At 32.1% G+C, this 13,846-nt stretch carries 8 protein-coding genes; 7 read left to right on the top strand and 1 reads right to left on the bottom strand.

Features of this window, described 5'->3' with window-relative positions; all coding sequences use genetic code 11:
* Positions 1–13: 13 nt before the first annotated feature.
* From Q0783_RS03650 to Q0783_RS03620, 7 genes are all read left to right on the top strand, one after another.
* The gene (locus tag Q0783_RS03650; protein ID WP_298893409.1) at positions 14–2,461 is read left to right on the top strand and encodes an ABC transporter permease; all 2,448 of its coding nucleotides are present in this window, start codon (positions 14–16) and stop codon (positions 2,459–2,461) included.
* Between the two features lie 54 nt (positions 2,462–2,515).
* Positions 2,516–4,948, top strand: coding sequence for an ABC transporter permease (locus tag Q0783_RS03645; RefSeq protein WP_298893407.1), 2,433 nt, complete (start codon positions 2,516–2,518; stop codon positions 4,946–4,948).
* Positions 4,949–4,979: 31 nt separating this feature from the next.
* On the top strand, positions 4,980–7,334 hold the full coding sequence (locus tag Q0783_RS03640) for an ABC transporter permease (RefSeq protein ID WP_298893405.1): 2,355 nt from the start codon (positions 4,980–4,982) through the stop codon (positions 7,332–7,334).
* Between the two features lie 33 nt (positions 7,335–7,367).
* Entirely contained in the window at positions 7,368–9,749 is a 2,382-nt protein-coding gene (locus Q0783_RS03635) for an ABC transporter permease (protein ID WP_298753843.1), read from the top strand.
* A 176-nt stretch (positions 9,750–9,925) separates the two neighbouring features.
* On the top strand, positions 9,926–10,672 hold the full coding sequence (locus Q0783_RS03630; RefSeq protein ID WP_298753848.1) for a head GIN domain-containing protein: 747 nt from the start codon (positions 9,926–9,928) through the stop codon (positions 10,670–10,672).
* A 13-nt stretch (positions 10,673–10,685) separates the two neighbouring features.
* Entirely contained in the window at positions 10,686–11,363 is a 678-nt protein-coding gene (locus Q0783_RS03625) for an ABC transporter ATP-binding protein (RefSeq protein ID WP_298753850.1), read from the top strand.
* A 10-nt stretch (positions 11,364–11,373) separates the two neighbouring features.
* Positions 11,374–12,798, top strand: coding sequence for a TolC family protein (locus tag Q0783_RS03620; protein WP_298893403.1), 1,425 nt, complete (start codon positions 11,374–11,376; stop codon positions 12,796–12,798).
* A gap of 12 nt (positions 12,799–12,810) precedes the next feature.
* Here the strand turns inward: Q0783_RS03620 and Q0783_RS03615 are convergent, their stop codons facing one another.
* Positions 12,811–13,629, bottom strand: a complete 819-nt coding sequence (locus Q0783_RS03615; protein ID WP_298893401.1) for an AraC family transcriptional regulator — start codon at positions 13,627–13,629, stop codon at positions 12,811–12,813.
* Positions 13,630–13,846 lie beyond the last annotated feature (217 nt).

The following is a 13,846-nucleotide window of genomic DNA, read 5'->3' as shown; positions in this document are numbered from 1 at the left end:
AAATCGAGCAGTTATGATTAAAAATTATTTCAAAATAGCGTGGAGAAACATAATGAAGCACAAAGTGTTCTCTCTTATCAATGTTATTGGTCTTACTATAGGTTTAAGTGCATCGTTCGTTATAGGCCTTATGGTTTTTTACGATTCTACTTTTGATACGTTTCACAAAGATGGTGATCGAATTTACAGAGTGGTGACAGATTTTAGCAGTCCAGAAGGACAATATCACAATTCTGGTGTTACACTATCTTTAGAAGACGCAATAAAAAATAATTCGAATTTTGAAACGGTTGGTGGTTTCTATATTGAAAGACCAACAAAGGTTGAAAATAAAGACAATAATTCTGAATTTAAATGGCCAAACTTTGTCATTTTTACTGATCAAAATTATTTTAAGATTTTTAACTATAAATTCTTAGCAGGAGATAAAACAGAAGTATTATCTAAGCCAAATACAGTGGTTTTATCAGAAAAGCGAGCTGCAGATTATTTCCCAAAAATGAAACCTTCGGAAATTATTGGAAAAACTTTGGTTTATAACGATTCTTTAAATATAACAGTTACAGGAATTGTTGAAAATTTTAAGGAAAGAACAGATTTTGTTTTTGAAGAATTTATTTCTCAACCAACCATATTACAAACAAGATTAAGACAAAACTTTTTAAACAAAAACTGGAATAATACTAACTCTGCTTCACAGTTAATAGTTAAGGTTAGTGAATCTGCCAATTTTGAAGCCATTCAAAAACGATTCGATGATTTGGTTTTAGAGCATAGAAGTGAAGATGCTAAAAAATATAACAATTTTAGAGCGTTTAAGTTACAACCATTAAGCGATATTCATTTTAATGAAAATTATGGGATTTATGATTGGAGTAAAGGGCAAGCCAGTAAGTCATTACTAACCAATTTGGCTTTAGTTGCATTGTTTTTATTGTTATTGGGATGTATTAATTTTATTAATCTTAACACCGCTCAGGCATCACAACGTGCTAAAGAAATAGGTATCCGAAAGACCTTAGGAAGTTCAAGAAAACAGCTTATAGGTCAGTTTATGGGAGAAACATTCTTACTCGTGTTTCTATCGTCCATATTATCACTTTTGTTATCTAAATGGCTAATTAATGTATTTTCAGATTTCATTCCAGAAGGCTTAGAATTTGAACTTTTTAAATCACCTTTAATTATTTTAAGCATAATTGTTTTACTACTAGTAGTTACAATTTTATCAGGGTTTTATCCGGCACTTGTCTTATCAAAATTTAATGCTGTTTCTGTTTTAAAAAATCATCTTTCAGTAGGAGAAAATAAAGTTAAGTTAAGAAAATACTTAACTGTTTTTCAGTTTACAATTGCCCAAGTATTTATAATTGCTACATTATTGGTTGGAAAACAAATTAATTATCTTCTTAGCAAGGATATGGGTTTCAAAACTAATGCTGTGGTTTCAGTATATAGTCCTAGGGCAGAGAGTGAGTTATCTAAAAAAGAAATTTATGTCCAAAAATTAAAAACAATCCCTCAAATAAAAAACATAAGTATTGGAGGTAATCCTCCTGCGTCGTTTTCAACTAGTACATCAAATGCGTCCTTTGTAGATGGAGAAAAAGAGATTGCTACCGAACTTCAATTTATACAAGGAGATACTCATTATTTAGATGTTTTTGAGTTGAATTTATTAGCGGGTCGAGTGTATAGAAATGATACCATTAGAGAGTTAGTTATAAACGAAACATTTGGTAAAACACTTGGCTTTAAAACTCCGCAAGAAGCCATCGGTAAAAACATTGTATTAAGCGAAGAGAATGTACCAATAGTTGGAGTTATGGCCGATTTTCACCAGCGTTCCTTGAAGACAGATATAGAACCAATGGCATTAGTAGGCGATTGGTATCGTGATAGGTTTAGTCAGTTTCAAGCCATTCATATTTCATTTAAAAATGAGTCTTCCGAAAATTTAAAGTCCACATTATCTAAGATTGAAAATGTTTATAAATCGGTTTATACCGAAACAGAGGATTATCGCGTGCAATTTATGGATGAGACTATTGAAACGTTTTATAATCGCGAACAAAAAATTTCTAAACTACTTAATTGGTCAACGGGTTTATCCATATTAATAAGTTGTTTAGGATTACTAGGATTGGTTATTTATACCACCAATCGACGCGTTAAAGAAATAGGGGTTCGTAAAGTTTTAGGGGCATCATTATTACAAATCAATACATTACTGTGTAAAGAATTTTTGATTCTTGTAACGATAGCATTTATTGTAGCATCTCCAATTGCTTATTACGGAATTAATAACTGGCTTCAGGATTTTGCCTATAAAACAAACATTAGTTTTTGGCTGTTTCTAGTAAGCGGATGTGCCATGATTTTGTTTGCCTTAATTGTAATTAGTGCTAAGACTTTACAAGCAGCAAATGCAAATCCAGTGAATTCATTGCGCTCGGAATAATAAATCAATCTGTGTTGAATTAGTTTCAGCATCATCAATTAAAAATATAAAATCATGATTAAGAATTATTTTAAAATAGCCTGGAGAAACCTTCTAAAGAAAAAAAGCTTTACAGCTATAAATATTATTGGTTTGTCATTAGGCATAGGTTGCTTTATTATGATTTCTATGTTCGTGATTGATGAAATAAGTTATGATCGTTACCATGAGAAAGCAGACCGTATTTATCGTATTAATTCTGATGTCATTTTTGGCGGAACCGAATTGAGTATGGCTGTAACTTCAGATCCAATGGGAGAGGTCTTAAAGAATGATTACCCAGAGGTTGAAAATTATGTGAGATTCTATGCATCGCAAGGGTCTAAGCTAATAAAAAAAGGAAGTGAATATATTAACGAAGGAGCTGTGGCTCATGCCGACTCTACCTTATTTAACGTCTTTACTTTACCAGCAATAATTGGTAATCCAAAGATAGCACTTAAAGACCCAAATACAGTAGTTATTACAGAGACAGCTGCTAATCGCTATTTTGGTAGTCCTCAATTAGCAATAGGGCAATTTTTAGAAACTGATGATAATGGCAAGACATTGTATAAAGTAACTTCAGTTATTGAAGATATGCCCAAAAATTCACATTTCAATTTCGATTTCTTTTTTTCTATGGCTAATGTAAATTATGATTTTGGAAATTACTTAAGCCATAACTTTCATACCTATGTACTATTAAAGGAAGGAGTTGATTATAAAGCATTCAATAAGAATTTTAAAGCGGTTATTGATAAATATTTACTTCCACAGGCAGCTCAGATCATAGACATTTCTAGTATGGATGATTTTGAAGCAAGCGGAAATAAATTGGAATATTCTTTAATTCCACTTACAGATATTCATCTGCGCTCCTCGAGAGGTATTGAATTAAGTGCTAACGGTAATATTCAGTACGTTTATATTTTTTCTGCTGCTGCGTTATTCATATTATTGATTGCTTGTGTCAATTTTATAAATCTTACAACGGCTAGATCTTCTGGTAGGGCAAAAGAAGTTGGGATTCGTAAAGTTTTAGGTTCTGAAAAGAAATCATTAATTGGTCAGTTCTTAACAGAGTCAACCCTAATAGCAATTTTAGCGCTTTTTGTAGGCTTATTGTTTGTATGGTTGTCTTTAAGTTGGTTTAACGGTGTCTCAGGAAAAGAGATGTTAATGACATCCTTGTTGAGTCCAAAATTTTTAATTTTCATTTTTGTATTACCATTTATAGTAGGTGGATTAGCAGGTGCGTATCCAGCATTCTTTTTATCTTCATTTCAGCCTATTAAAGTTTTAAAAGGAAAATTATCATTAGGTCATAAGAAAAACACCTTAAGAAACTTTTTGGTCATATTTCAATTTGCAACATCCATTATATTAATTGTTGGGACTATAGTCATTTATAAACAACTCAACCATATTCAAAATTCTAATTTAGGATTTAATAAAGACCAGGTTGTGGTAATTAGTAATTCTGGATTATCAAGCGAAACTAGGCAATCTCTAAAAAATGAAATTGAACAATTAACCGAAGTGAAATCAGCTTCATTTGCAGGTTATTTGCCAGTAAGTAGTTCTTCGCGTTCGGACACAACATTTTCAACAGAATCTGTTATGACTGAATCCAATGGATTTAATATGCAGTACTGGAACATAGATTATGATTATTTAGAAACCATAGGTATGGAAATTAAGGCAGGTCGAAATTTCTCCAGAGATTTTGGTTCAGATTCAACAGGCATCATCTTGAATGAAACAGCTGTTAAATTGTCTGGGTTTGTAAATCCTATCGGGAAAAAGTTATATACAATAGATGGTAATGGTGACCTCGAGGGCTATACGATTATTGGTGTAGTTAAAAATTTCAATTTTGCATCGCTACGCGAAAATGTTGGAGGCTTATGTTTCCAATTAGGAAATAACAGTTGGGAAAGCGCTTATAGATTTAATACAACCGATATTAGTGGTTTATTGTCTACAATTGAAAGTAAATACAAAGCTGCAGCTCCTGGTATGCCATTTGAATATGAGTTTTTAGATGAAGCTTTTGATAACATGTATCGACAAGAAAGACGTGTTGGTACAGTTGCTATGGCTTTTGCAATACTAGCTATAATTATCGCTTGTTTAGGCTTATTTGGATTGGCAACATATATAGCAGAACAACGTACAAAAGAAATAGGAGTGCGTAAAGTATTGGGTGCAACTGTAGCTAATATTGTAAAAATGCTATCTAAAGATTTTGTGAAGTTGGTAATTATTGCCTTTGTAATTGCAACACCAATAGCCTGGTGGTTTATGAATAAATGGCTACAAGAATTTGCCTTTAGAATAGACCTTACATGGGGAGTTTTTGCAGTTACTGGATTTGTTGCATTAGTCGTAGCTCTAATTACATTAAGCTTTCAGGCTATTAAAGCAGCAATCGCTAATCCAGTTAATTCTCTAAGGTCAGAATAAATTAATCAATCATCATCAAAAAACAGAAATTATGATAATCAATTATATAAAAATAGCATTCAGGAGTTTACTCAAAAACAAAGGGTATAGCTTTCTTAATATTTTTGGATTGGCTATAGGAATTACCTGTGCGAGTTTAATTTTTCTTTGGGTAGAAGATGAGTTAAGTTTTAATCAATCTTTTGCTAAACAAGATGAAGTTTATTATGTGCCAACCAATCAAAATTACGAGGGTGAATGGCGAACGTTTTATTCTACACCAGGACCACTAGCTCAAGACATGCTCAATGAAATTCCTGGTATTGTAAGAGCAACTAGGTCTAGTAGCGAAGAGCGTTTATTTGCCGTTGGAGATAACTCGATTACTAGAAAAGGACGCTATGCAGATCCCGATTTCTTAGACATTTTCAGCCTTAAATTTATTGAAGGTAACCGTGAAGGCGCTTTTGTAAATCCTGAAGCTATTGTATTAACTCAAGAAACAGCCGAACAACTTTTTGGTAAAGATGAAAAAGCCCTTGGGAAAGTGGTTAGAGTAAGCAATAAAGACAATTATCTAGTTACAGGTGTCATTGAAAATTTGCCTAAAAATGTCTCGTTTCCTTTTAGTTGGGTGGCACCTTTTGAACGTTATAGCGAAGGAGCTCAATGGATGACAGAATATGGTAGTAATTTTTCAGATACGTTCGTAGAACTATCTCCTGAAGCAAACTTTGAAACGGTAGATACTCAAGTAAGAGCACTAATTGGTAAAAAAGCTGAGTTTACTGATGATTATGCTTTTTTGCATTCTATCAAAGATTGGCACTTGCGCTCCAAATTTGAAGGCGGAGAAATAGTTGGTGGTCGTATTACCTATGTACGTTTGTTTATGATTATAGCATTTATAATTTTACTTATAGCATGTATCAATTTTATGAACTTATCTACAGCCCGAAGTGAAAAAAGAGCTAATGAAGTTGGTGTACGTAAAGCTATGGGTTCTAGTCGTTCAAGATTGATTACACAGTTCATTTCTGAAGCTTTAATCCTTGCATTTATTGCTGCGGCATTTAGTGTTTTGTTACTTGCTGTTTTACTGCCTCAGTTTAATCTCATTATTGAAAAAGACTTGTCTTTAGGCTTAACTAATCCAGTTCATATTTTTGTGTTATTGGGTATTGCGATAATATGTGGTGTTTTTGCAGGTTTATACCCAGCGTTTTATTTATCGTCTTTTAAACCTGTTGAAGTTTTAAAAGGTCTTAAAGTTACACATGGTTCAGCTTCATTTATCCGAAAAGGATTAGTGGTAGGGCAGTTTACCGTTTCTATCGTATTTATCATTTTTACCATATTGGTATATCAGCAAATTCAGCATGCAAAAAATAGAGAATTGGGTTATGATAAAGACCAATTATTGTCGATGCGAATTGATCGTGATTTTATACCAAAGTTTGATTTAATTCAACAAGAATTAATAAGAACAGGTTCTGTGCACAATGCGACTTTATGCAACTCTAAAATACTTTCGAGTGGTAATAATGGCTCTGGTTTTCGTTGGAAAGGCGGCACAGATACTGAAGACGTTTTGCTCTCTTTTAGAAATGTTACTCAAAGCTTTTTTGAAACTACAGGAATGGAAATCATAGAAGGTAGAGGCTTTAGTAATAATGTTGAGGCAGATAGCGCTTATGTTATGATTTCAGAATCTTTAGCTAAAATGATGGGAGACGAAAACCCAATAGGAAATATTATTAGTCGTGATGAAGATAATATGGAAATAATAGGTGTTGTAAAAGATTATGTCTATGGAGATATGTTTGATTCTAGTGATCCAGTACTATTTTTACATTACCCTAATTATGCGAGATTCATGTTTATAAAAACAAAGGACGGTGTTCCTATTGATGAAGCCCTTACTGATATTGAAGCCGTATTAAAAAAACACAATCCAGCGTATCCTTTTGAATATACTTTTGTAGATGAGGCTTTTAATGCCAAGTTTAAAAATGAGCAATTGGTTGGTGAATTATCTCAGATATTTGCTATGCTTGCGATACTTATATCTTGTTTAGGACTTTTTGGTCTAGCAGCTTATACAGCTGAGCAACGCAGTAAAGAAATAGGTGTGCGTAAAGTTTTAGGCGCTAGTGTTTCAGGTATTGTAAAGTTATTATCAAAAGACTTTTTAAAGCTCGTAGGTATTTCCATTTTAATTTCTATTCCTATTGCATGGTATGCAGCATATAATTGGCTTCAAGATTATGCTTACAGGATAGAGATAAACTGGTGGATTTTTGTCATAGCAGGTGTACTTGCCATATTAATCGCTTTAGCTACAGTGAGTTTTCAAGCGGTTAAAGCAGCGATTGCAAATCCAGTAGATAGTTTAAAAACGGAATAGATTGAATCATCATTAATCAAAAAACGAATTATCATGATACGGACACATTTTAAAATAGGTTTAAGAAGCATTATAAAGAATAAAGGCTTTTTCGCACTTAATGCAAGTGGCTTGATTATTGGGTTGACCTCGGTAATTCTAATAAGTTTATGGGTTCATAGTGAGTTGAGTTATAATGAAGAACTAACCAATTATAATACGATTGCCAGTGTTATACAAAATAGAGCTTTTGCAGGAGAAATAAACACTAATACTGGTCAGGCTATGCAATTAGCACCAGAGTTAAGGAGTCAATATGGGAGCCATTTTAAGCATGTTGTGACAAGCTCAAGGAGTAGTGGTTTTGAAATTACATATAATAAAAACATTGTCGTAGTTGATGGGAGATTTGCAGAACCTGGATTAGCTAATCTTTTAGATCTGAAAATGATTAATGGAAGTATATCTGCACTCGATGATATTTCATCTGTATTGATTTCTGAAAGTGCTTCTAAAAGTATATTTGGAGATAATAATCCAATAGGAGAAACGCTAAAGTTAAATTCTGCTTTGGAAATGAAGGTTGCAGGTGTCTATAAAGATTTACCGCAAAATTCGAATTTTAAAAAATTGAATTTTATAGCTCCTTGGGAACGATTAAAAACAAGTCAGAAATATGATGAGAGATTAGGTTGGGGAAATCGTTGGTTTCAAGTTTTTGTGCAATTAGATGATGAAAGTTCTTTGAGTAATGTGTCTGCAATTATTAAGGATGTTGCAAAGAATAATTTCCCTGAAGATTCTGCAAATGCTGAATTATTTCTTTTTCCAATATCTAAATGGCATTTATATTCTGAATTTGAAAATGGGATTAGTGTAGGTGGAAAGATTGAGTATGTTACAATATTTAGTATCATAGGAATTTTTATACTGCTCTTGGCGTGCATAAATTTTATTAATTTAACTACAGCAAATGCTTTAAAAAGAGGAAAAGAAGTTGGAGTTAGGAAAACACTTGGGTCTTCTCGAAAACAATTAGTTTTTCAATTCTTTACAGAATCTTTTATGCTTATTTTGTTCTCATTCTGTATAGCGCTAGTTTTAGCGTTCTTGATACTTCCTCTGTTTAATACTATTACTTTGAAAGAGGTTTCTGTACCTTTTAATAGATGGTCCTTTTGGATAGCCAGTTTAGTATTGATTTGTATTACAGCAATTTTAAGTAGCCTTTATCCATCTATGTATCTTTCTTCTTTTAGACCTGTTAAGGCGCTAAAGGGTGCTAGCGATAAGCACAGAAGCCCACTAATTTTAAGGAAAGCACTTATTGTGACACAATTTGTAATTTCTAGTATTTTGATTATCGGAACACTTACTGTTGTTAGTCAAATTAACCATGTTAAAGACAGACCAATAGGGTTCAATAAAGATTTGTTGGTTAGTGTGCCTATAAATAATGATAAGGTATTACAAAGTTTTGAATCAATTAAAAATGAACTTTTAGAGTCTATTCATGTGGAACAAGTAACGGCTTCAGATGAAAAAGTGACTAGTATATATACGACCAATGGAGGTTTTGATTGGAAAGGAAAGGACCCAAATTTTGAAGAAGAGTTTCATACCATAAGAGCGACTCATGGTTTTGGAAAAATGATAGAATGGGAGATTTTAGAAGGAAGAGATTTCTCTCAAGAGTTTGCTAGTGACTCATTAGCCTTTATAGTAAATGAAACAGCTGTGAAATATATGAATCTTGAAAATCCGATTGGAGAATTTATAAATTGGGGAGGAAATGAAAACTACAAAATCATAGGTGTGGTTAAAGATATGGTAACTCTATCGCCATTTGACCCTATTGTACCAACATTATATGTGTTACATCAAGGAGATTATTTGAATTATATCAACATAAAAATAGCTTCTAATACAGATAATGTCAAAGCAGCTATTAGTAAGATAGAAAATGTCTTTCAAAAATATAATCCTGAAAATTTATTTACGTATACATTTTTAGACGATGAATATCAAGAAAACTTCAATTCAGAAAAACGAACAGCGAAATTGATAGGTATATTCTCAATTGTAGCAATAATTATTAGTTGTCTAGGAGTTTTAGGTCTTTCAATATATATGACTATACAACGGAAAAAAGAAATTGGTATTAGAAAAGTCTTAGGAGCATCAATACATTCAATTTGGCAATTATTGTCGAAACAATTTATGATACTTGTTATTATTTCATTGCTAATTGCAATACCAATTGGGTATTACTTTTCATCACAATGGCTGATGGAGTTTAGCTATCGAATCAATGTGAATTTTTGGATTTTTGCTTTGGCTGGTTGTATTACTATAGGAATCACTTTAATAACTGTAAGCTTTCAAACGATTAAAGCTGCTATTGCAAATCCAGCTGATAGTTTAAAAACCGAATAAATCAATTTTATAGTTTTTAAGTGTTCGATTCTGAACAAGAAGTGTATCAAAATCGAACACTTTACAGTCTTTCAATAAAAATAAAAATCTGATTATCAATTAGTTATACGTTTGGCATCATCTTCACTATATATTATGTGTAAAACTATTTTATGAGTCATCAAAAACAAATAATCATGAAAAATTTAAAACACATTATAGTAGCGAGTTTGATTGTAACTAGTCAAGCATTGCTAGCGCAAACAAAGAAAACTGTATCATCTTTTAATAAGGTCATTATAAGTCCGCACATAGAAACCACTTTTGTTCAAGGTGACGAAGAATCTGTGACCATATTAGAAAATACTGTATTAGACGATAAAGTGAATATTGAAGTTAAGGGAGGAACACTTAGAGTATATTTAGATGATGCAAAAGTGACAACGAAACATGAAAAAGTAGTACGTAATGGAGTAAAAATGAATGTGCCTATCTATAAAGGAAAAGTATTAACCGTAAGAGTTACTTATAAAAGCATTGATAATTTGTCTTTAAGAGGTGAGCAAAAAACAGTTTGCGAGAGTTTAATAGCTGTTGAACATTTTAAACTCAAAATTTATGGAGAATCTGAGATCACATTTAAAGAGGTAAACTTCAAAACATTTGATGTTGATATTTATGGTGAGAGTCAATTAACTATAGAAGATGGCACTACCGAAAATCAATATATAACGGCTTACGGAGAAAGTGAAATAGACCTTATTGGAGTTGATAATAAAAGATCTAAGCTTAAAGCTTTTGGTGAAGCAGAGTTTAAAGTACAAACTTCAAATCATATCAAATTTACAGCTTATGGTGAGGCTGAGTTGTATTATAAAGGTACAGCCGAAGTGAGTAAAGGAATAAGTTTTGGAGATTCAAAAATCAATCGTATAGATTTATAAAACATCAATTAAAATGGCAAATACATTATTAAGTTTAAACGTAGCGACAAGAACTGTTAATTCGGGAAGCAATGCAGTAACCTTATTAGATAAGATTAATCTTCAAGTAAAAGAAGGTGAATTCATTTCCCTAATGGGGCCTTCAGGTTCTGGTAAGTCAACTTTACTAAACTGTATTGGCATGTTAGATAGTTTTACAGGAGGTGGTTATACGTTTCTAGGTGAGCCGGTTCATAGTATGAAAGAGAAAAACAGATCTAAATTGTACAAAGAATATATCGGATTTGTATTTCAGGCTTATCATCTTATTGATGAGTTAACGGTTTGGGAAAATATTGAAACGCCATTATTATATAAAAATGTAAAATCTTCTGAACGTAAAGCTTTAGTAGCTGATATGCTAGACCGTTTTAATATTGTTGGTAAAAAGAACTTGTTTCCAATACAGTTAAGTGGTGGTCAACAGCAACTAGTAGGAATTGCCAGAGCACTTATTGGAAAACCCAAATTAATTTTGGCAGATGAACCAACAGGAAACCTAAACTCTAAACAGAGTACAGAGATTATGGAGTTATTTTCACAATTAAACAAAGAGGGTGTAACTATCATTCAAGCAACACACTCCGAGCACAATGCATCCTATGGCTCAAGAATTATAAATCTATTAGATGGACGAATAGTCTCAGAATAAGAAGAACATCATGAAACATAAAAGCATAGTAATTACCCTCATAATTTTAATGAGTTGGGCAGGATACACTCAAAATTTGAATCAGAAACGTTATTCATTAGACGACTGTATTTCTATTGCATTAGCGAATAATCTCGATTTAAAATCGGCTAATTTAAGAGCTAATTCAGCTAAAGTAAATCATCAACAATCAAAAGCCAATATGTTACCAAGCATAAATGGAAACTTTAATTTAGGGGTTAATAATGGTAGAAGTATAGATCCATTTACCAATGATTTTATAAATCAAGAATTAACATTTTCTAATATGGGTTTAAGCTTGGATGCTACTATTTTTAATGGATTCAGATTATTGAATGCAGCAAAGCAAAATTACTTAAATAGAAAAGCATCGGAGTTTGAAACTGAGGCTGCTAAGCAAGATTTGGTGTTGAATGTTACTTTAGCATATTTACAGGTTTTAAATAGTAAAGCGGTTTTAGATTTAGCGAAACAACGTTATGAAACGACAAAGAAACAACTGAAGATTCAAGAAGATTTTTATAAAAATGAATCTGGAAACCCAGCCGACTATGCCGATATTTTAGGGCAAGTTGCCAATGATGAGACTAGTATTTTGGTTTCAGAATCAAACCTGAATAGTGCCAAATTAAGCCTTGTAAGATTATTGAATTTACCAGAAAACATCCAAATAGATACAGAGTTGATGCTGTTAGACTTCGAGAAATACAATCGTTCTGCTGATGAGGTCTATACAGAAGCTTTACAGAATTTAGCAACATTTAAAGCGAGAGAATTACGTATTGAAGCAGCTAAAAAAGGGATTAGTGTTGCGAAGTCTCAATTTACGCCTGAGGTGTCTGTTTTTGGTGGCGTCAATACAAATTACTCTAGTGCAGCAGAAACGTTTTCTGAAACAGGGACAAGTATCGTAGACACAGGAGATTTTGTGACTTTTAATGGTCAAGACCTACCTGTGATGACCGAACAAACATCCTTCTCACCACAAAATATCAATTTTAAAGATCAGTTAGATAATAACTTAAGTACAGTCGTTGGTGTTTCAGTGAGTGTGCCTCTTTTTAATGGTTTTAGAGCAAAAAATAATGTGGCTTTAGAAAAAATCAGAGTTGAGGAATCGGTTTTAGAATTAGAACGAACACATTTGGATATTAAAAATACAATAGCTCAAATTCATTTTGAGATGGAAACAGTTTACAATCGTTATCAAAGCTTATTAAAGCAAGTTGATGCTTATGAAGAATCATATCGTATTAATGAAATTCGATTCAATAATGGAATTTCTAATTTCTTAAACTATATCACCAGTAAGAATAATTTAGATAATGCTAAAGTAAACTTGACCAATGCTAAATACGACTATTTATTGCGTGTAAAAGTGCTAGATTTTTACAGAGGAAATCTATCGATTTGATAAGATAGATATTTAGTGATTTAAAATTGAAGCTTTTTGAAACTCTCTAGGTGTCATTGAGGTCTCTTTTTTAAATGCAGTATAAAATGAAGATGTTGAGTTAAATCCTACATCGAAAGCAAGCTCTTCTATTTTAGTATTTACTGAATCAGGATTTTTGAGCTTTTTTATAATGTCTTCAATTCTCATATGATTTATAACTTCTGGAAAAGATTTTAGATATCTATCTTTAATCGTTATAGATATAATGTACTTAGGAATGTTTATTGTTTTAGAAAATTCGGTTAGAGATATTCCTTGTTTATGATACATTTTTTTCACCTCTAATGCTTCTATTATTGTATGTATTTGCTCAGGTTTAGGTTTAGTTTTATGTATTGCCTTCATTAGATTTGGAGGATATTTCATCATATAAATAAATAGTCCACTAATGATTAATGATGAGAGGCCTGTACCAATCACATATAGTTGGATAGTAGCAACAAAATATTGAATTAAAAAAACAAACAACAATAGACTCATTGTGATAAAGATGACCTTATCTAATTTTAAGAGATGAGAATCCATTGTTCTTCTTTTAAAAACAAACCTGAAATAAATATAAGCGAGATACACAGTTAAACTTATATTGCATGCCAAATACATTTCATTATCATATTTTTCAGAAATAGTCATGAGTAAGCAGCCAATAATAGGAAATACTAAATGTAAGTATTCTGCTTTCGGAAAATCTTTAGCGTTTTGTTTAGAATCAAACTTAAAATACCAATAGACTAGTGGGCCAAAAGTAGAGAAGCCTAAAAACCCTATGATGATTCCTATTGTTGGCATAATTGAAAATTGGCTCACGGCAACATAGTATAATACTGACTTTATCAACCGTAATGATATTGCAATAATCAAAAGAATCAAAAAGGTTTTCTTTAGATTTTTTTCTTTGATGCCAACCATAAGGTACATCGTCGTAAAGAGACACATTGCAATAGATATTCCAGAAAAAATAGAAAGCAAATAGTAGATTCCCATAGGTGCAAAATACTTTAAATTT

The organism is uncultured Psychroserpens sp. (assembly GCF_947500255.1).
GTDB lineage: Bacteria > Bacteroidota > Bacteroidia > Flavobacteriales > Flavobacteriaceae > Psychroserpens.
The sequence above is the reverse complement of the archived record's forward strand: the minus strand, read 5'-3'. Positions and strand labels throughout refer to the sequence as shown.